Source organism: Deltaproteobacteria bacterium, from assembly GCA_016874775.1.
Taxonomy (GTDB): Bacteria; Desulfobacterota; Binatia; order Bin18; family Bin18; genus VGTJ01.
The window spans coordinates 15,317-36,441 of sequence record VGTJ01000024.1 but is presented as its reverse complement, the minus strand read 5'-3'; the positions used below and the strand labels follow the sequence as shown (position 1 = coordinate 36,441).

The following is a 21,125-nucleotide window of genomic DNA, read 5'->3' as shown; positions in this document are numbered from 1 at the left end:
CGAAAAGCGTAAAGAAGCTGTTCTTCCTCTACTGTTGCGCGTGTGAGACCCCTATGCCAAGCTGCAGCCGCAATGGAACAAATACACGAAACCAAACACGCGCAATTACGTGCACTCCCCTCGGTCGAAAAGCTACTCTCCACGCCCACTGTAGGTCACCTGCTACAGAGATACAACCGTTCCTATATCACCGACAAGGTCCGCGAGACATTGATGGCGATCCGACAAGAGATTCGTGCGAATGCAACTCCGGTTACGCTCAGCGAGAGCGAGATTGCGGGCCACGTCGCTAGTGCCGTTGCTCAGGAAGATCGTTCGCCGTTACAGTCAGTGATTAACGCTACTGGTACGGTGTTACACACGAATCTTGGTCGCGCTTTATTGGCCAAGGCTGCGCTTGATGAAATCGTTCGTGTCGGCGGGTCGCCGGTTACGCTTGAATATGATCTGAGCGAAGCCGGACGTGGAGATCGCGATGATGTTGTTGCCGACGACCTCCTTGCGTTAACCGGCGCCGAAGCTGTTACTGTCGTCAATAACAATGCGGCTGCTGTTCTACTTGCCTTGAACTCACTTGCTGAGGGGAAAGAGGGGATCGTCTCACGCGGCGAGTTGATTGAGATAGGTGGCTCATTCCGCATTCCCGATGTCATGCGTAAGAGCGGTGTCACTCTGCATGAAGTTGGCACGACAAACCGTACGCGAATTTCGGATTACGCGGATGCGATTACACCACAAACTGGCGTCTTACTCAAAGTTCACCCTAGTAACTATCGGATCATTGGATTTAGCAGTGCGGTTGATCTGAACGAATTAGTCGGCCTTGGTCGCGAGCGCCAGATCCCAGTGATGGAAGACCTCGGAGCCGGAGCGTTAATCGATCTCTCTGCTTTTGGCTTACCGAAAGAGCCCGTTGTTGCCGAGCGAATCGCTACGGGAGCTGATGTGGTCACGTTTAGTGGTGACAAGCTGTTAGGTGGACCACAAGCGGGGATCATTGTCGGACGCAAAGAATATATTACTCGCATCAAGAAAAACCCACTCAAACGTGCGTTGCGTGTTGGTAAACTGACCCTTGCAGCGTTGAGCGCAACGCTACGCCTCTATCGTCGGGATCCAGACTTAGTAGCTGCTCTCCCAACATTACGTTGGCTGACTCGCTCACGTGCAGAGATGGATACGATCGCAGCGCAGGTTGTACCTTTACTACAGCAGCAACTCGGCGATGGCTTTACGATCACCGTCGAGGACACCAAAGCTCAGATTGGCAGTGGCACGCTTCCAGAAGAAGAGATTTCCAGCCGCGCGATTGCTATACGTCACACCAAGTTATCACCCGAGAAAGTCGCGGTACGCTTTCGTGCTTCGGATTCCCCGATCCTTGGGCGCATTCATGACGGTACATTTTTCCTTGACCTGCGCGGGATTTTTGCCGCTGAAGAATTGCTTCTGCAGCCATAATGACCAGGGGGCTCCTTACCTCACTGAGCACCAGGTTCCTTCTCCCTGAGGGAGAAGGTCAGGATGAGGGGAAGAAGAATGAGACTTCATCTTGGCGGAGAAGGGATGGAGTCGAACCATCCGCGCAACGTTACGCCGCGCAACTCGGTTTTGAAGACCGGTGGGGCCACCGGGCCCCATCCTCCTCCACAGAATGATTTCGCGGACTTAGCACGGTGCTGTCTGAGAGTCCAGGTCCGTGGGCCAACGGTTTTGTGCTGGGGCCTTAGCTACCGCTTTGAGCGTACCGAAAGAAAGTTCATGGTCTTCCCTTCCTCATCCTTCGTAGTTTGCTTCCGCTCTCTTCACTCAGGTCTCTATACCATCGATCGCTCCTGCGTCCGAATTGTGAGTATCGCAATCTCTGGGGGAATGCCTAACCGCATGGGGTAACCATAGAATCCGACACAACGGGTGACATACATCGTCATCTCTGGGCGTTGAAAAATTCCCTGATCTGGAACCCCAGCGAGTCCGACAACGGTGAGTGCGAAGTCACGACTGATTTGCACTCCAACATGACCTCCGTGAGTGTGGCCAGACAACACGAAGTCGGCGCATCGCGGTGGGAGGGCAATAAATGCACTGGGATCGTGGTTCAGAAGGATGCGAGGGGCCTCCGTGCGTGAGGGCCAGGACGACACAATTTGTGCATAACGCTTTTCCCATGTGGTGCGGCCACGCAGGTAATCTATCCCGCCGACTTCGAGCGGAACACCCTGTATCGAAAGTGTCACCAGCATATTCCGTAAGATGCGCACTCCCGCTTGCTCAAGACGCTGTACCAATCGCTCTGGTGCATCAAAATCATGGTTGCCCAAGCACGCCCACTGGCCATAAGGAGCACGAATCCGTGCCAATGCTTCATAGAGAGGCGCATCAAAATCGCCGGTCCGGTGAACCAGAAAATCTCCGGTATGCATCACGATAGCTGGGCGCGCCGCGTTGGTCAGCGCGGCCATACGAAGCAAGCGGGCTCGATTCATTGCCCCACCCACGTGGATATCGGAGAGATGGGCGATGCGCAGTCCGTCAAGTTCTCTTGGCCAATGGGGGAAAAAGAGTTCGCGCTCTTCGACACGAAAATCATACGAGAGCTTGATGTTGGACAACGAGATGAAAAATGGTGCCCCTGCACCGACAATACCCATCCCCTGGAGGAATTGGCGGCGTTCTGGTGACGCAATCGCCTCTGGGGTGCTGGCAACACGAGAAGGCACAAGGGAGCTCACCCGACGAACTACCATACTGCCAACTGTGATCCCCATGTCACCGAGAAAAAATAGGGCATGGGCGCTGAACCAGATCGGACCCACCCAGGAAATACCAGGACCGTGTAACAACAAGAGTGGCTCTCCTGTTCTTGCGGTGAGCAGTTGGGCCACCATAACGACATCACACACAACCCCGAGACCACTCAGGCCTCGTTTCATGAATGGTCGTGTTCTCAGCACGTGATCGAAAATCCGCTGCAACCGTAGCCGCGCATACGAGAAGGGGATGAAACCTAAGGGGAGTATCAGCAAGAGAAAAAAGGCACGACGTAGTCCGAAGACCAACGCAAGGGAAGAACAGAAAACGCTTACGTGAAGGGCGCATTGCCACCAATGATGCCAGGTAAGCCGTGAAGGTCCTGCAAAGAATCGCTTAATCACGTTGGCAAGTGTACCATCCAGCCTGGATTATGAGGAAGAGTCCACCCTTTGCACCTTGCTGATAGTCCTATAGGTGTTGCGTATCCTTACCTTGCCCCTGCGCCGGACTTTTTCATTGCCGCACTGCGCTCAAGCGAAAGGAGGGTAGTCACGATGTCTCGTGCTGCATACGGGTGGGCGAGGCGTTTGACGTTAGCTTGCATGGTTGCAAGCCGCTTCGGATCGTCAAGCAGTTGGTCGATCTTATAGGCGAGGACAGGAAGGTTATTGCAGCGGATAGCTGCTCCTTCTTCCAGTAAGTGATCAGCGTTACGTTCTTCTTGGCCAGGTATGGGGTTAACGATCACGAACACTAATCCTTTCGCGAGGGCTTCGGATGTTGTTAAACCGCCAGGCTTACCTACCAGCAAATCAGCAGCCGCCATGTATTCGTCCATGTCGGTTGTGTAACCAGTCACGTGTAGTGATATCTGTTGAGGAAGGCGTCGTGCCGCGATACGGTCAAGTCGTGTTTTCAATTCTTTGCTGCGACCACACACAGCGACAATCTGCGCAGGGTGGTGAAGGTCCAGGAGTGACTGCACGAGATGTTCAATCGGACCAACGCCAAATCCACCTGCGGCAATAAGGATTGTCGTCCGGTCTTCTTGGAGACCATGCTTGCGGCGCATGGCACGCTTGTCTTTCTGTTCGGCAAAAATCGGGTCGATGGGAATGCCAGAAACAGTAACCTTCTCGGCTGAGATACCAAGCTGCTGCAGGTGCACGCGCGTTTCCTCCAACGCAACAAAATAATGCTCGACATGATGTACAAGCCACATGGCATGTACATCAAAATCAGTGACGACAATCGCCTGCCGCGTGTTCATCCGCTCCTTCGCTTTGAGCCAGGAAATAATTTCTGCTGGAAGAAAGTGCGTGCACACGACCACATCGGGTTGTTCTTGTTCGAGCAGTTTGACGAACGGTCGTGTATTGAGCTTATCGAAGGCTAAGCGACGACGTTCGTTTTTCCACGGCTTGTCGAGATAGTCATACAACCACCCCAATACGTCTGGCATGGTGTTGACCATCTCAATGTAGGTCTTGGAGTAGAAGTTGCGGAACAGTTTGTTAGTATATTCTAAGACGTCGATGTGTCGAACTTCTTGTGCAGCGTTCAGAGCAAGACAGGCACGCTCGAGAGCTTGGGCAGCTCGGAGATGGCCAGCGCCAGCGGAGGCAGAGAGAAGCAAAACGTTGCGTAACATGCCGTAGTCCAAACGTTACATATCGTGTGAACGGCTGAAAAGGAGAAAATAGCTGGGTGATGATGACGAACAACGGATGCGCAGCAAACGAGTAGGATAGAAATTTTTATCGATGGTAATCAACAGAACAGCCGTAGAACTTGCACTGTTCTGTTCTTCTGATTGTTTCAGGAAATCATGTTTCCCAGCGACGCCGATGCCACAAGACGATGCCAATGAGACCTGAACTCAACAAGAGCCAGGTGTTTGGTTCTGGGATAGGGGTGGTGCGACTTGTCAAAGTGAAAATAGCCTGTATTTGACCTACATTATCATCATAGTGCCCAGGTTGGCTTGAGGGACTACCAAACTCAAGAGCGTCAGCAAAGCCGAGAAAGAGTCTGGTCGCGTTATCAGGGACTATAAACTGTTGGATACTGCCAGTGTCTGTGCGGCCATCTCCGATGAAAAAAACTTGATGGAGCAGGGGGGCGAGTTGGGTAAAAATATCTGGCGTTTGAGCAGCAGCAAGAGCAAAGTTCGCCTGTGTAGGAGTAAGAGCGAGGTTCGCTTGTGCAGGCGAAAAATCCAATCTTTCCGGTGCTGGGTCAGTGGGTTCTTGATCGCTAAGGAAGACGCCAACAAGGAACATCGTCTTACTATCGTGTACAATGCCTGAAATGCCTCCAAAAGAAAGAATGTCAGTATTGCCAGTAGCAAAACCATTCCCATCAGGACCGTTGAAGGTATTACCCCCACTACAACACGATACGGTTCCCGTCACCTGCGAGAACGTAAGAATCTGGTCAGGACCCGTAGTAAAGGAAAAGAGCGAAGGGAGGATGCCGCCACCGCCTCCACCTGGCGCTGGTGGTGTAGCAGTCCAGCCCCAAAGATATTGGCCCTGGCGTCGACAGTCAGCGTCACTGCCTGACTATCTTTTCCTAGCATTCCTACGACGAAGACGAGCCCCAATCCGAAGATTCTGATACGCCGATGCACGATGTTGGTCTCCTTCTGGTTACAGGTGGCAAAATATTGTCGGTTATATGTGCACTTTTGGGGTATTTTTTTATCTAAATAACGGTGGAGGCGATCGGTCATTACACTCCCCACCAGGAAATTTCAAGAGGGGTAAGTGATATCCTCTAGGAGTCTGGAGACTTCTATTCGACGACAGGTAATACAGGTAGCGAGGGAAGTATCGCGAGATGAAGTGTGGGGAGGTGTAAGAGGAAGGAGTCTACAGATTCACACAACTGCCCTCTTTTAGCACTAAGAATGAAGCGATGCTATGAGGAGGAAAGCGAGACGGTCGAGCCACGTGGGCTCAACCGTGTGTCAGTCGCATTGCGCGGCTCTCACTCGTAGCGCGAGTGGATGGGTACGAACAACGAGCGCAGTGGCAGTATTGGCGACGGGCTCGCCGTCGACATGCAAACAGAGCGGTCTTTGTCCTGTAATCGTTGCCTGAGTGATGCGACGTGTCTCGACCCCAGGACTTTTGGTTATCGTACCGTTGAACAAGCGTCGCGCCTCCCAGAGCGTTTCTCTTACTGAACGCTTGGGGATGATCACGAGATCCAAGTGTCCATCACTGAGGTCTGCATTCGGAGCAATCATGGCTCCATTGCCATATTGTTGAGAGTTGGCGACAGCGATGAATAAGGAATGGCGATGAAGCGTTTCTCCGTTGATGATAATCGTATAGACGTCTGGCTCGTATGTCAGGAGTTCTCGCATCGCGATTGTGACATAGGACGAGAATCCTCGTCGTCCTTTTGGACGATTGTTAAACAGCGTCGTAACCTGAGCATCGAAGCCAACCCCTGCCGCGTTCAAGAATAACTGTCCGCCAATTTCTCCAGCATCAATAGTGCGGTCCTTGCCGTGGAGTGCGGTGTGAAACGCTTGCGTTGGATCGAATGGAATGTGTAGTTCGCGAGCGAGACCATTGCCTGAACCAGCTGGAATAAGCGCGAGAACAGTCGGACTCCATACCAGTGCGCGGCCCACTTCGTTCATGGTGCCATCACCGCCCCATGCGAGTACAAGCGTCGTGTGTCGCTCAACTGCCTCGCGGGCAATTGTGTACGCATGTCCGGCCCGCTCGGTGACCCGTACGTCGCACTCTATGCCTGCAGCGGAAAGGATGGCCGTTGCGAATTGTGCGCGTTGGCGCGCGACTGCTGGACTACTCCCGGTGCCAGAAATGGGGTTGATGATGACGACAACCCGCATAGGAGACGACACGCCTATGTATCCTGCTCTGCAATAGGAAGGGAAAAGAAGAAGGTACTTCCGCTTCCCAGGGTGCTTTCCACCCATACTTGCCCTTGATGCGCGTTGATGATCTCTCGCACCAAAGCCAGCCCGAGCCCGGTTCCGCCAATGTTGCGAGTATCGGAGTTGTCGACACGGAAGAACTTGGTAAAGAGCTTGGGGACGGCTTCTAGGGGAATCCCAACGCCGTGATCTGCGACCCATACTGTCACTTGCGGTGCTTCTACTCGCGCTCCGACGACGATCTCACCTCCGTGAGGAGAGAACTTAATCGCGTTTGACAGTAAATTGCTCAGGACTTGCTGAAGGCGATTGGTGTCTGCTCGCACAGCGGGCAAGGCCGGTGCAATATCGAGCCGTAACGAATGGGTGCGCAGTTCTTTGGTGAAGAACTCGGATGTCTTCTGCAGGAGGGGCTCAAGGACGACCGGGGCGAACGTGTAGAAGGAATACCCTTCTTCACTCCGTTGGAGGTCGAGAAAATCATCGATCAACCGTGACAAGCGGAGCGACTCGTTATGAATGACTGAGAGGAGTTCTCGTTGTTTCTCAGGAGGGAACTCACGTTTCAGCATCAACTCCGTAAACCCTCGCAGGCTTGCTAATGGGGTGCGCAGTTCATGACTGACGGTCGAGATCAGTTCGTCCTTCATCTGATCGACCTTTTTCCGTTCGGTAATGTCTCGGTATATCGTGTGGACGCCGGTTGGGGTTCCGTGCGTATCAAAAATCGTCCGTACTCTCCCCTCGACCGTGACAATGCTTTTATCGCGTCGGACAAAATCCACCTCGACGGTGCTCGGAATCTCTTTGCCGGTATACCGCTGGAGGGTACGCCTTTTTATGACTTCTTGTGATTTTGGTGTGACAAGATCGAGGACGCGTTTGCCAATGATCTCTGCTGGAGAGTACCCCAGCACTTGCTCGACGCGGCGATTGATGCTGGTAATGATGCCATCAAGCGTGCTGGTACCAATCACGTCATTGGCATTCTCAAAAAGATCATGATACTGTTCTTCACTTTTTCGTAATGCTTCCTCAAAGCGCTTCCGTTCCTCGATCTCTGCTTGTAGCGCTTGATTCGCCTGTGTCAGTGCCGCGGTGCGTTCCTGGACGCGCTGTTCTAACTCCAGGCGAGCTTTTTGTAGGGCTTCTTCTGCCTGTTTGCGGGTCGTAATGTCATGCGCGAGCGCAACCCGTGCAGGGCGACCGGAAAAGGGAATGTCGTGCGAGGTGATTTCAACATCAATGAGCGTTCCGTCTTTTTTGCAGTGCTGCCACACTCTCGTGGTGATGCCACGCGAGGCAATTTGCTCGATGTGTTTCTCAACCGCTTGTACCTGCCCTGGCGGATGAATCTCGCGGACGGTCATCGCAAGAAATTCATCCCGCGTATAGCCGTAGTGCTCGATCGCAGCGTCATTCACCGCTAGGACTGCGAGTGTCTCGGCATCAATGACCCACATCGGATGTGGGTTCTGATCAAATAAGAGGCGGTACTGACCCTCTGACGTACGCAACTGCTCTTCGTCCCGTTTCCGTGCGGTAATGTCTTGGACTGTGCCTTCATAATAGAGCGGAGTGCCGTGTTGGTCTCGGACGAGCCGGGCAGTCTCGGAAATCCAAATTCGCTCACGAGTTTTGTGTCGATACACTTCAGATTCGAACTCGGTCACGGTCCCGTGTTCTGCCAAAATGCGCTGAAATTCGTTGCGTCGGTTCGGATCGACGTACCACTCCCCCGCAATATCGTTTACTGCTAGGAGCATCTCCGCTTCACTCTCATAACCATTTAATCTCACAAGAGTAGGGTTGGCACGAAGTTGATGGCCATCAAGGCTTGACCGATAAATGCCTTCAACCGCATTCTCAAATAACGCGCGATACTCACGCTCAGCTGCCCGTGCTACGCCCTCTGCTCGTTTTCGTTCTGCGATCTCAGCGCGCAACGCCGCGTTCGCTTGCGCCAAGTCTGCCGTGCGTTCTTGGATGCGTTGTTCTAATTCCGCGTGCGCTTGTCGTAAGGTTTCCTCGACCTGCTTTCGCTCGGTGATATCACGATAAATACCAAGAATCCCGACGATCGTACCTTGTGTGTCGCGCAGGAAACGGGTGCGCGCCTCAACTGCTACAGTACGGCTGTTGGGGCGGAGGAGTTCGAGTTCGAAGGTCGAAGGGAGCGGTTCGCCAGCGAGGGCTCGCTCAATACGTTCCTGAGCAAACAGCGCTGACACGGGCGTCAGAAATTGAGTAAACGAGCGACCAATAAGCTGTTCCCGCGGCAAACCGGCAAGGCGCTCGGCACTACGGTTGACACTCGTCAGCGTGCCATCCAAGGCGATAAAAGCTATCGCATCGTTCGCATTCTCAAAGATCGTGCGGTAATGTTCTTCAGTCTGAGGGAGAGGCCTCGCTGGTGTTTTTTCCGGTACGTCGAAAGTCGGATGATCGTCCACTCCTCTCGGTGAGGTGCTCCTGTAACTCTCGCCCATACGTTCTTCTTTCTCCCTATCCCCTCCGGAGAACTCAACTGATCGGCTTCTCTTATCACTTCGCTGCGAAAGATAGGGAAGTTCCCCCCAGATCTTCTTTCTTCTTATCACTATTCAACATGGTAAGACAAACTATCCATGCGCCCAGTGTTATCGACAACAACAAGCCGGTGTGTACCCAGGCGGAGGGGAAGAAGGAGTTTTGTCTCAGGGGAACCAGTACGGATCAACGCACCGTCCTCATACCAATAGAGGTACCGAGCAGAGGCTCCTCCCTCAACGCGGAGAGCGATTTGCTGATACTCGTGTGGCGTATCGCGACGCAAATGATACGGCGTGGTGGCATTAGGAGAAACGATTTTGAGAGGTTCGTTGGCGGGGATATCACTACAGAGCGAGTGGAGAGGGGGAAAGGACGGAACGGGTAATCCTTGGGCTTGGCGCCACGCTAACAACTCTGCGGGATAGGTTGTAATGACCGTCGCGCGGTGGGGACGCTGCGCAAGACATGCACCCGCAAGCCGTTCGCCGGTTTCGCTGTCGACGAAAATACGACGATGATACGAGCAGAAGGAGAGTTTTGAGCGCCCAGATAATGAAGTGACTGCATCAGTGAGCGGACAGTACGGGCCAGCGAGTTCATGGCTATGGGCGCAGATACGCACTTCTCCCAGTTGTAAATTTTCTGGACGTGGCAGTTGGGCTGTGCCCCCTTCAATCACACGAAATAAATCGAAAAGGAGGGGCGCTGCATGTTCAGCACCGGAAAGCCCTTTCTGCCCTCGACCATTCACGTTGCCAACCCACACCCCAATAGTGTAGCGGGCAGAAAACCCAAGACTCCACGCATCACGGTGGCCATACGACGTGCCGGTCTTCCACGCGACGACTGGCACCTCACGTGTCAGGTGCCACGCGCGAGGAAGGTCAGGGCGTTGGAGGCCTGTCAATGTTCTCGTCACCAGGTGTGCAGACTCCGGCGAGAAAAGGTGTTCATGGCTTGCGCTGTTCCCCGATGGATTTGTCGTGATCCGAATTGGTTGATGCATTCCCCCTGCTGCGAGTGTCGCGTACAGATTGGTAAGATCCAGCAACGTCACCTCGCCACTGCCCAAAATAAGTGGCAAGCCATACGTCGTTGCTGGGCGATCAAGTGTTGCCAATCCGCCGCGCTGCAAAAGCGTGTGGAATGTTGGGAGCCCGATCTGCGCGAGCAAGCGCACCGCCGGAGCGTTCAACGAACGCACCAACGCTTCACGGACCGTGACTAATCCGCTGTATTGGCCATCGTAATTTTCAGGGACATAGCCAGCAAAATCCGTTGGTACGTCGACCAAATAGGTATCCGGGAGAATCAGGCCGAGATCCATTGCCATCGCATATAAGAACGGCTTCAACGTAGAGCCCGGCGAACGACGAGCAGTGGCGGCATTGACCTGCCCTTGAGTTGCTATCGCAAAGAAATCTGGCGACCCGACCAGGGCGCGTACGGAACGGCTGTCGTTTTCAATCACTACTACAGCAGCACTACCGATGCCGCGCTCGCGTAACCCAGCGATGCGGGTTGCAACCTGCGTTTCCGCTATCTGTTGCACGCGTCGATCAAGTGTCGTAACGATCTGCGGTTCGCGAGAGAAACGATCAATAACTATTTGACTGAAGTGTGGAGCGACAAAGGGAGGTTGCCAGGTCGGAACTTTGACGGGATGTTGGCGGGCACCGGTGATCTCCGCTGCCGTGAAGACTCCGGAGCGTTGGAGTTGCGCCAAGGTGCGGTTTCTCACCGCCAGTGCGGTATGCGGATTTCGTACTGGATTGTAGGCGTTGGGTGCACGTGGTAACACCGCGAGCAGTGCTACCTCACCAAGAGAGAGTTGCTGTGGTGTTTTGTCAAAATAGACTGTGCTGGCTGCACCGATGCCTTCGATATTATCGCCGTACGGGGTGAGGTTAACATAGAGTTCAAGCAGTTCGTTTTTCGTGAAGCGTCGTTCAAGTTGTAAGGCGCGAAAGAGCTCTTGGCCTTTTGCCCAGAGCGTTCTGGGTTTGGGTTCTGCTAAGCGCGCAATTTGCATGGTGATTGTCGAAGCGCCGGAGACAATGCGACTATGTCGTAGATTGGCCCAGAGGGCACGACCGATTGCGAACGGGTTGACACCGGGGTGGGAATGGAACCACCGGTCCTCCGAAGCAATCAGAGTTTTGAGAAAAACCGGTGCAACTTCACTGAGAGTCACTGGAATACGGAACTGTTCGTCAGGGGGAAGAAAAATACGTAATGGCACCCCTTCGTGGTCGGTGACGACTGTTGCTGGTTGACGGTGAAGTGTGGCAAAGGGAAACGGAAACCACCAGTCGAGCAGGACGAAGGTCAGCCACGGCCCGAGGATCACACATAGTCCGAGCCCGATCGCACGGCGAAATCGACAATACTGTGGAGCTTTGCTAGCGTTCAACATATGCGACGGCGATCTCCAATCGGACTAAGCATCTTTGTCGCGGTACTGTATGGAAGCGTTTCCTATGCATTTGCTGAATCCGCGGAAGAACGAATCGCCAGCATCCTTCTCCCGCTGATGTCCTTAAGCTTTCTTTTCCTGGTCCCTTTCGTGGTCGGTTTTCTTGCCGTGTATTGGAGTAATGCTGAAAACAAAGGCTCCTGGAGACATGGACTGGTTACCCCGCTCAAACCTTTGCTGTTCTTATTGCTCCTTGCTGTTGTCTTAGGAAAAGAAGGTGGCATTTGTATCGTCTTAGCGCTTCCTGTTCTTCTTCCGTCGGTGTGTTTAGGGGGACTCTGCGCAACCCTGATACTCCGGAGAAGACAGGCAGTAAATACCTTTCCGCCTCTTGTCGTCTCGATGGTCATTTTCCTCCCGTATATTGCAGCTCCCTTGGAAAACCAACTGTCTGTATCATCCGCTCTACGCGTAGTGAAAACTCAAATTGCGATCAACGCGACCCCGAGAACCGTCTGGCAGAACATTGAGCGAGTTCCCGCTATACAACCTGAAGAACAGGGGGTGAGCTTTGTACATATGATCGGCTTTCCACGACCAGTCGAGGCCACATTATCCCATCCAGGAGTTGGAGGGATCCGACATGCGACATTCGCTGGTGGGGTATTATTCATTGAAACCATTACTCATTGGGAGCCAGAGAAGGAACTGGTTTTCTCGATCAAAGCCGATACGGCTTCGATTCCACCGACGACGCTTGATCCACACGTGACCATTGGTGGGGAATACTTCGATGTCCTTGAAGGTCGATACTGGATCGAGCCGATTAAAGAACAACGAGTGATTCTCCATTTAGAGAGTACCCATCGCGTATCAACACGCTTCAATTTCTACTCCAGTTGGTGGACTGATTTCATTATGCGCGATATCCAGAACAATATCCTCAAGATCATTCGCACGCGGTGTGAAGCAGTGTAGCTCTACTGCACTGTTGCGTGTCCCTATAAGCCGCGCCTTTCTACTTCTTTACCTTCACCTCGATCGTTCCCCGTTCGCCGGTTGCGCGAATCGCTGGGTCATACATCGCCTCGGCCTGGACTGGCGGAAGTCGGAACGTACCAGGCGCGACTGCGCGCAAGAGCGCATACGCCGTGTGCCACTCTTTCTCGGCAAGATCAGTAAAGAGCAACACACGATCGTCGCGGATGTCTTGATGCGCGGGTTCAAGATTGGCATCCGTCACCCACGGCAGTGTCTCGGTCGATTTCAGGCGTGGATTCTCCACTTCCAATCCAGACGGTAGCAGATTCTGAATGACAACATTATCAAGCTTGCCGGAGAGACTGCGAACCTGGGTTTTTACGACGATGAGGTCTCCTTGTGACACCGCCGATGGGTCAAGTGCACTACCATCGCGCGTAAAGAAGGTGCGGTTCACTTCGAGTCCAGCTCTCTGGCGCAAACTTCGCATCTGTCGGAATCCCACGACTATGCAGAGCAAAGAACGCTGCACCCGGTTCGTAGCCCTCCTTCATGACAATGGTAATCACTCCATTTCCCTGAATATTTGGGAAGGTCACTGTCTTATTCGTAAAAGTGCCGATTGGTGCGTTGTCAACAAAGACGGTCCCCGCATACGGCTTCTTCTGTGCCTGTTGCGTAAAGAACTGTCCGAGCGCGACAAAAGCGACCGCACTTTCTTGAGTACTCCACTCGCCGCCAGCCTGAGCGTCGCGAGCAAGCCGTTGGACGAGTTTAGGCACTCGTGCATCGTGTGGTGTCGCATCGAGAAACGCAAGCAATAAGAGCGCACGGTTTCGCACAGTTGAATTGAAATTCTCTCCTGTCTGCCGTGTTGTTTGCTCGGCGTCTTCAAGTCCACGCGTCAATTCTTCAATGACTTTGGTATTACCCGTGGCAGCATAGGCTGCGCCGAGTAATGCGCGTGACTCCGGCCTGAGGGCATTGCGATGACGGTCGCGAACAAAGTCGAGCGTTCCGAGATCAGCTTTACTCGCACGCGCGAGCACGTACAACGCGTATGTCACACGTTGTAATTCCTCCTGATTTGGCGCTTCACTGGGTTTGCTATCCTTGGTAAGCGATTCGAGTGCACGATCATAAAGGAGGGTATCGACATGGTGCCCGGCTCGGCGCGCTTCGACCAAGAAATGCGTAGCGTAAATGCTGCCCCACGGGTGCATGGTGTCGCCGTCTGGCCACATCGAGAAGCCGCCACTCGATAACTGCATCGTCGCTAACCGAGGAATGCCTTCCTGGACAAACACGTCAGGATCGCTCTTGTTGAACAACTCAGGATCGAGTTCCTTCGCGAGGTCGCTGAAGTATACCAAAGGAAAAGCGCTCGATGTGGTTTGTTCAACGCAGCCATACGGATAATGCAGAAGATAACGCAACTTGCCAGTGAACTGGACTAACGGCAGTGGGCTCAGTCGAAGCTCGCGCTTCGTCGTTTCTGGCCGAAACGCATCGAGGCCCTCTGCAGCCAAGTCGAATGCTTTGTCCGTAATGCTTCCTGAACGCTCGATCGTTCGCGCTGGCAGATCCGCGCGCAGTGAGAACTCCCCAGTTGAGTGCGTTCTCTCGCCATTCCCTTCCGCGGTCAACAGCAAACGCACGTCTCCGGCACGATTACCGCTCTTGAGAGCAAAATAGATCGTTTGTTCTTTTCCATGCGTGACTGTCACTTTCTGTGTAGTATTCCCTTCGACTGTGACGAGCCCCTCGACGGCGAGTGTGACCGCGAAATCGCCATCTGTCCCCGTATCGTTCCGGACGGTGACGGGAATTAGCGCGGTTTCCTGGAATGAGAGGAAGCGAGGGTAGGTCGGCAACGACACAACCGGGTCACGCACTTTCGTCGTATGGGCGGCAGATCCAAACTGTTTGCCGTTGTGAGCCACCGCCATCACACGCAAGGCTCCTTGGAATTCCGGAACATCGAAGGTGACAGTGGCTTTGCCTTCGTGGTCCGCAGTGACCACCCCAGACCAGAAGGTGACTGGCTTGGTGCGACGAATGCTTTCTGTTCGCACCTGTGACTCCATAGCGTCTCCTTCAGCATCACCACCAGCAAGCGATTTTCCCTGGACGTTCACCTCTGGCAGGAGGAGCGAGAAAATATCGAACGCACGAACCCCCAACGCCAACTTGCGATAAAAGTAGGAAAACGGATCGGCGGTTTGCTGCGCAATCAGTTGCAGAATCCCTTCGTCAACCATAGCAACGGTTACATCAGCGCCAGGACTCGCAGTGACATTGACTGACAGTGGAGAAAAGGGACGGACTTCGGTTGGTGCAGCAATGTCGATTTTGAGACGATTGCTCGTCTGGTCCACATTCAATGGAATCGCGCCAAAGGCTCGCCCTGCAGTGCCTGGCTCTAGATCTTTTGCTGAACGAATCAGTGTTGCCGTGACGTAGGCATTGGGGCGATACTCAGCGACGAGAGGCACTTTGACAGTTGCGGTGTTACCTGAGAGATCATGAATCTGGGTGTGGGTAATACCGTCACGTTCAATTGTGACCAAGACTTTCCCCGCGAATGGGGCTTTGATCTGTACGGTGGCTTCTTCACCAGGTTGATATTCTGTCTTGTCGAGCCCTAATTCTAACCGCCCTGGTGTTTTGATAGCCCAGGGAGAATAGCCTGAGCCGCTGACGAAAAACTCGACTTGCGTGGATGCACCAGTATCAGTGTCGATGAGGGTGACTCGATACTCCCCAAATTCAGGCGGGGTGAAAGTAAACTGCCCACGAGCATTACCGGCGGTGAGAGTTTGACTATCGAGCAATACCGGTTCCCGTGTTGACTCGTAGCGGTAATTCCCAGCGTCGGTTCGACGGAGCACGGTGTGATAACGATCGCGAAATAACTCTGCACGCAGCGCTTTGGCCGTGACTTCGGTTCCGGTGGGTGTCACCGCGACATATTCAAGCGTAACCGGCTGGCGTGGTTCAGCATATCCGTCACCAATACGACGCACTCCCAAATAGTACGGATAAGGATGAATCGGAACGCGTTGTAACGCAGCGACACCACGTCCCCCTTGTTCCTGTACTCGTGCAGTGACAACTGCCGTGAGGGAGGAAGGAACGCGAAGCCCTGAAGGAACAGTTGCCGTGAAGATGTGACTCCCAGCTTCATTGAGCGTGCTTTCGCTAGTGAGCAACTCCTGGTCGGCAAACTTTCGTTCAGGGTCATGGAAGGTAAACTCCGTGTATCCTTTCGGTGCAAAGGTTGCAGGAGTGAGTCGCACGCGACTCTCCACTTTGAGGCCGGCGGCTGGTGGACCGAAGAGATAGGCACTGGTGACATCGTAGGCAAACTCTTCACCTGGACTGAATTCTGGCTTTTTGGCAGTAATGTCGACCCTAATGCGATCCGGAACAAACTCTTCCACCTGAAAGCGGTACTGTCCGATGACTTCCTCACCGGCAACTAACTCCAGGTTATGATGGCCAGTGCGAGCGTAAGATGGAATTGGTATGGCAAACGAGGCAATACCGTGATCGTTGAGTGTGAGCTTGAGCGTGTCGCGCGTGTTACCCTGCGGGTCGTTATGACGTAAAACCAGCGGCATAGTGGGTGGGGCTTGCAGGCTACGGTCGCGAACGACGGCGACACCGTTTACAGTCTCCCCAGGGCGATAGATATCTCGTTCACCGTACAGATACGCAGAATACCCTTCTTTGGAGAGGTCCGCGCCAGCGACATCAAAACTCGACGTGTCAATGGTTGTTTGATCGAGCAACAAGAAGCTGAAGTCGTTACCCCGCTCGACGGTGACCATGTACGGTGTCTGTTTCTCGAACGCTTTTGCCAGTCCGTGGACCCGCCAGAGTCCTTCGGCATTGGTTTGGCCTTCGGCAATGGTCTGGTTTTGGTTACTGATGAGGCGAACCGTTGCGCCATCGATAGCGGCCAGATTGGCAAACGATGACACCCACACGAGGAACTCATCTTTGCCGTGCTTTGCCACGATGCCTAAATCGGTCAGGAGGAGCCAGCGGGACGCGCCACGGGATGAGTCGGGGCGCACAACCCCGATACGATACAAACCAGGTGTTTCTTCTTTCACATAGTTATCAAGCCCTAATGGGGTAAGCACGCTTTTGTTGCGTTCTGCGCTCAGCGATAGGGTTTCAGTGACAAGCCGATCGCCGAATGCCTGCGAAACCGTCGAGTCATAATAGTTTTCGTCTTCGTATCCACCACTGCTACGATCGAAGAAGAAAAACAGATTGTTACGATAAATCCGGTCGATCGTGAGCTGTACCTCGTTCACATTGACCGTTTTGAGTGCAACGGTTCGCGCTCCGCTGGCAGATAAGAACATGCCCGGACTCTGAAACGTAATCGCCGGGTCGAGGTCAGGAACAGTGGTCGTGGCTTTGTATTCTTGTTGTAGCACTGCGTCATCAGTTGCCGGCAACCCTTGGGTAACAACGAGAGTGTACTCCTGGCCAGGAATGAGACCTCCGGTCAAAATCAATTCAGTCCCCTCTGCAGAGAGGCGATACTTGGTCGCAGGGCTCAGGCTGATGTATTTATCGACCACTGCCGGATTGACCGGTGAAGACAGGCGAAGGCGGATAGTAGAATCTGGCTCGCCCGCTTGTGCAGAGACACTCCAGATGTCCAGCTTCTCAAAAGAACCCAATGTGATCTTCTGCTCCCAATCCTTCGCTAATGTGACGCTGCCACCCTCGGGCGTGAGATTCGAGAGAATGATGAGCTGTAAGTCACGTGGAGTTTTCTGCTTTTCGATTGCTTTGCTACGAAAGCCAATCACATGACTGCGGTACGTTGTCTCCAGTTCGAGGGGAAGTGGGTCTTGCGCACCACGGAGCGGGTCGATGAGCCGGAGTTTAGGCGCCAACACTTCAGGATTGACCACGGTATTAAAACGGGCACTCCCACGGAGGATAACTTGGTGTTTGGCGTCGAGCACAGGTTCTTCGGTAATGTCGATGCGCTCGACAGTGAAGCGCTCAGTGTGTAACGTGAATTCACTCTTTCCTTTCAGCGTTTGACCTGTCTTGTGCAGTCGTTCCGGTATGAGGGCGATGTGATACTCGGTAGCCATCGCGAGGCGATCGGTCGCCTCGAAGCGCAAGACATTTGCCCCTTGCCACTTCCATGACCCACCCGTGTTTGGCTTGATAATGGCCGGGTCCTTCCCAAGGACCTCGCCGACCTGTCCTTCGCCTAATGGGTGATCAAAGATAATGTTGAGGCCTCGCTGGTTGGCTTGATCAATAGTGATGTCGAGGACCGCTACGGCTCCTTTCGCCGGTTTCCCTCGGACCGGCTGGCTCTCTCCAGAGTGGCGGGCTTGGAACAGAACAGTTGATAAAACGACAACGGCGACGGTGAGGGCGGCAATAGTCAAATTTTTCCAGTCACTGAGCCAGGAACCCATACGTGTACTCCTCGATGCAAGCAGGAAACATGAAAGGTGTTAACACAAAATGTGGGATGTGGGTGTGAACACTTCTTGCATCGTATACAAAAATGTTGAGGAGGGAAAATAGACAAGCGGCACACGCAGGGGGATAGTCAGGAAGAACCCGAAGTCAGACCACAGCATACCATTACCTGAAACAGGAGTGGCAGGTATTGCCTTCAGGTGACTCTTCGTTTCTTCCTCGGCGCAATAAAGGCAGATTCTGGTTGCCGATTGGCGATGGCAGACGCGATTTCTGGTTGCCCAAGTAACTCCCGAAGCAGAGCAGGTTTGGCAGAGACGACGAACGAGCCGAGATTGCGGAAGATATTACAATCTCCAACCGAGGTGCCGCACTGTTGTTCGACCCGTGAGAGCACTTCCTTCACGATGGTTTCGGTGTCTTCTAAATCGGACCACAGGAGATTGGCACAGCGACGCACACGCTGATAGAGCAAAGGTTGTGACATCTTTCGATCGAGCAACGAGGAGGTGCTGTGCCGAGACCAACGATAGTGGAGATTCCCCCCGAGGAGCAAGTCCGCAGGCGGGCTGAATTCCGTCGCGCCCGGTATGGAGACCTGCTCGCCCTGCATGTCCTGCTCCTGGGGCCGCTGGTCGGGCCCCGAGCGACATCGCGGCGGTGATCTTGTGTTCGCGCTCCAGCGGGTATCGCATTGGTCGCGCCTCCCGAGCCGGAACGTTCACCTGCGAGGAAGGCCGCGAGCGCGCCCTCCCGCAACGACGACTGCGGCTGCTCACGCCATCTCTGAAACGGTCGGTGCTAGCGCTGCTCAAAACGGCGCCGCGGGTGTGGGGAGGGTGTCGCACCCGGTGGAGCTGCGCCACCTTAGCCACATTGTCTGTGGTCTCGCAAACAGACCGGGCTCTTCCGGGAACTCCTGGACACGCTCGAGCGGACGCACCCGGTCCCGCTCTTCACGCAGCTCCCCGTCGTGGGCGCTAATGCGAAGCTGCATAAAGCCAAGAGCGTCCAACGAAGGATCATAGGTTTATGAGCCTCGTGAGCAATTTGGATCTCCTTTTTAACCCATGCAGACTGCAGCATTTCACTGGATAATAGAAAGGGGGCGAGGGGGGATTTTATCAGCCGAGGATTACCGACTCTGAATGGCAAAACTCATTAGCGTTACGAATACGTTGGGGGAAACGCATAGCAGAGTCTAACTGCTGTGTATCAGGGTGATAGTGCTTTCATGTCCTTACGATGGTCGAACGACTTGATCTCGGGTGTTGTGACGCAAGTTGAAGGCATGAAGGATATCGACGACTTGTTTGGCCGCGGCAAACGCGCTAACACAGTAAGAGGGGGTAAAAAAGACCTGTGAGTCGTCCCCGGAAAGTGAGCGCGCATGCGAGTGACTGTGCTCGGCGCTGGCGATGCATTTTGTAGTGGCGGTCGGCGTCATAGTGGGTACTTCGTTGAATCTGGAGAGGTTGGCTTCCTGCTGGATTGTGGGGCCACCACACTGTTAGGCTTAAAGGCCCTTGGAATTGCCGCCGAACGCATTGATTTTATCGCCATTAGCCATTTGCACGGCGATCACTTCGGTGGACTACCGTTTCTATTCCTCGAATATACGTATGAAAAGCTTCGGACCAAGCCGTTAGTGATTATTGGTCCACCTGGACTCGAAGAACGAGTCCTTGCGTTACACAGCACTATGTATCGCGAGCTTGCTGCGCGTGGGATCGCGTTTCCTCTCCAATTTGTCGAAGTAACCCCAGAGACTGCTGTAACATCTCATGGAGTGACCCTTCTCCCGTTTCGTGTTCCACACCAAGAGAAGGATATCTCCCTTGGATACCGCGTTGCAGTTGATGGCAAAGCGATTCTGTACTCGGGGGACTGTGGTTGGAATGACAGTCTGATAGCGCAGTCGCGAGGCATGGATTTGTTTATCTGTGAGTGTTGCTACTTTGGCACCGTGACGAACTTCCATGTCAGCTACCCGCAAATTGCCCAGGCGTATCAGCAGGGGCGACTGGGCTGTAAACGTTTGGTGCTCAGCCATATCGGGCGCGAAGTGTTGGAACGTATCAACGAAGTGACGATCGAATGTGCTCACGATGGATTGGTGATCGACGTGTAGGGTCAGATGTCAGCATGGAGATGACGTTCGATTCTGTCCATGAGGGTCTGAAGCACAGTCGCTATATTACGACTGTGAAGGTTGAAACTGCGATCTATCTGGCGCTGGTCTTAGAAAAGCCACTGCTTATTGAAGGTCCCGCCGGAGTGGGAAAAACAGAAGTCGCCAAAGTGTTGGCTGAGCTTCTGCAGACGGAACTGGTGCGTCTGCAATGCTACGAAGGACTCGACGAAGCGCGGGCGCTGTACGAATGGAATTATCAAAAACAACTGTTACGTATCCAGGCCGATACCGCGCAAGAGCAAGGCTGGGACGAGGTTTCGTCGCACATCTTCTCACGCGAATATTTGCTCGAACGCCCGCTGTTGCACGCGATCAGCGTGCCACGCAAAGTGGTGCTGCTGATCGATGAGATTGATAAAGCTGATGAAGAGTTCGAGGCGTTTCTGCTTGAAGTGTTGAGTGACTTTCAGGTGAGTGTGCCAGAATTGGGCACGATTCGCGCAGTACACCGACCAGTGGTGATTCTCACGTCGAATCGAGCGCGTGAGTTGTCTGAAGCGCTCAAACGACGATGCTTGCATTTGTACATCGATTTTCCTGGCTTTGAAGACGAAGCACGCATCATCGCGCTGAAGGTTCCTGATCTTGATGAAAGATTGCGACGTCAAGTTGCACGGTTTGTGAACGGGTTGCGTAAACTTGACCTCAAAAAATCTCCCAGCATTGCTGAAACGCTTGATTGGGCGCGAGCATTGGTCGCACTCGGTGTGAAAGAACTCGATGCACCAGGAATAAAACGTACCCTCAATCTGGTGTTGAAGCACGAAGAAGACATCCGCAAAGCTGAGGGCCGGGTAGGGGAGCTGTTGCGGACAAGTGGTTAAAGCGATTTGCGGAGCGAAGAATCCCTCAGAGAGACC

General features: G+C 53.6%; 13 protein-coding genes. 4 read left to right on the top strand and 9 right to left on the bottom strand.

From position 1 onward, the window contains the following. The first annotated feature begins 72 nt into the window (after positions 1 to 72). The gene (selA, locus tag FJ147_06190) at positions 73 to 1,461 is read left to right on the top strand and encodes an L-seryl-tRNA(Sec) selenium transferase (GenBank protein ID MBM4255473.1); all 1,389 of its coding nucleotides are present in this window, start codon (positions 73 to 75) and stop codon (positions 1,459 to 1,461) included. 356 nt (positions 1,462 to 1,817) lie between these two features. On the opposite strand, the gene FJ147_06185 is transcribed toward selA, so the two are convergent. The 6 genes from FJ147_06185 to pbpC form a co-directional block, all read right to left on the bottom strand. Beyond that, complete coding sequence (locus tag FJ147_06185) at positions 1,818 to 2,933, bottom strand: hypothetical protein (protein MBM4255472.1); 1,116 nt, start codon at positions 2,931 to 2,933, stop codon at positions 1,818 to 1,820. 308 nt (positions 2,934 to 3,241) lie between these two features. Beyond that, positions 3,242 to 4,405, bottom strand: coding sequence for a glycosyltransferase (locus FJ147_06180; GenBank protein ID MBM4255471.1), 1,164 nt, complete (start codon positions 4,403 to 4,405; stop codon positions 3,242 to 3,244). Between the two features lie 175 nt (positions 4,406 to 4,580). After that, positions 4,581 to 5,036, bottom strand: coding sequence for a PEP-CTERM sorting domain-containing protein (locus FJ147_06175; GenBank protein ID MBM4255470.1), 456 nt, complete (start codon positions 5,034 to 5,036; stop codon positions 4,581 to 4,583). A 689-nt stretch (positions 5,037 to 5,725) separates the two neighbouring features. Then, on the bottom strand, positions 5,726 to 6,712 hold the full coding sequence (locus FJ147_06170; protein ID MBM4255469.1) for a diacylglycerol kinase family lipid kinase: 987 nt from the start codon (positions 6,710 to 6,712) through the stop codon (positions 5,726 to 5,728). Then, positions 6,640 to 9,159, bottom strand: a complete 2,520-nt coding sequence (locus tag FJ147_06165) for a PAS domain S-box protein (protein ID MBM4255468.1) — start codon at positions 9,157 to 9,159, stop codon at positions 6,640 to 6,642. Before FJ147_06165 ends, FJ147_06170 begins: the two co-directional genes overlap by 73 nt. A 110-nt stretch (positions 9,160 to 9,269) precedes the next feature. Continuing rightward, on the bottom strand, positions 9,270 to 11,618 hold the full coding sequence (gene pbpC, locus FJ147_06160; protein MBM4255467.1) for a penicillin-binding protein 1C: 2,349 nt from the start codon (positions 11,616 to 11,618) through the stop codon (positions 9,270 to 9,272). Positions 11,619 to 12,182: 564 nt separating this feature from the next. Between pbpC and FJ147_06155 the strand changes: the two genes are divergently transcribed. Further along, positions 12,183 to 12,596 carry a hypothetical protein gene (locus FJ147_06155; protein ID MBM4255466.1) on the top strand — a complete coding sequence of 138 codons (414 nt, stop codon included), beginning with the start codon at positions 12,183 to 12,185 and terminating at the stop codon, positions 12,594 to 12,596. Between the two features lie 40 nt (positions 12,597 to 12,636). Here the strand turns inward: FJ147_06155 and FJ147_06150 are convergent, their stop codons facing one another. The 3 genes from FJ147_06150 to FJ147_06140 all read right to left on the bottom strand — a co-directional run bounded on the left by FJ147_06150 (position 12,637) and on the right by FJ147_06140 (position 18,684). After that, complete coding sequence (locus tag FJ147_06150) at positions 12,637 to 13,056, bottom strand: hypothetical protein (protein MBM4255465.1); 420 nt, start codon at positions 13,054 to 13,056, stop codon at positions 12,637 to 12,639. Then, positions 13,025 to 18,064 carry an alpha-2-macroglobulin family protein gene (locus FJ147_06145; protein ID MBM4255464.1) on the bottom strand — a complete coding sequence of 1,680 codons (5,040 nt, stop codon included), beginning with the start codon at positions 18,062 to 18,064 and terminating at the stop codon, positions 13,025 to 13,027. The genes FJ147_06150 and FJ147_06145 overlap by 32 nt, the downstream gene beginning before the upstream one ends. A 203-nt stretch (positions 18,065 to 18,267) precedes the next feature. After that, positions 18,268 to 18,684 (bottom strand): hypothetical protein, encoded by a 417-nt coding sequence (locus FJ147_06140; GenBank protein MBM4255463.1) that lies wholly within the window; start codon positions 18,682 to 18,684, stop codon positions 18,268 to 18,270. Between the two features lie 777 nt (positions 18,685 to 19,461). Between FJ147_06140 and FJ147_06135 the strand changes: the two genes are divergently transcribed. Continuing rightward, positions 19,462 to 20,202 carry an MBL fold metallo-hydrolase gene (locus tag FJ147_06135; GenBank protein MBM4255462.1) on the top strand — a complete coding sequence of 247 codons (741 nt, stop codon included), beginning with the start codon at positions 19,462 to 19,464 and terminating at the stop codon, positions 20,200 to 20,202. Positions 20,203 to 20,216: 14 nt separating this feature from the next. Continuing rightward, a complete protein-coding gene (locus FJ147_06130; GenBank protein MBM4255461.1) occupies positions 20,217 to 21,089 on the top strand; it encodes a MoxR family ATPase in 873 nt (290 codons plus the stop codon). Positions 21,090 to 21,125 lie beyond the last annotated feature (36 nt).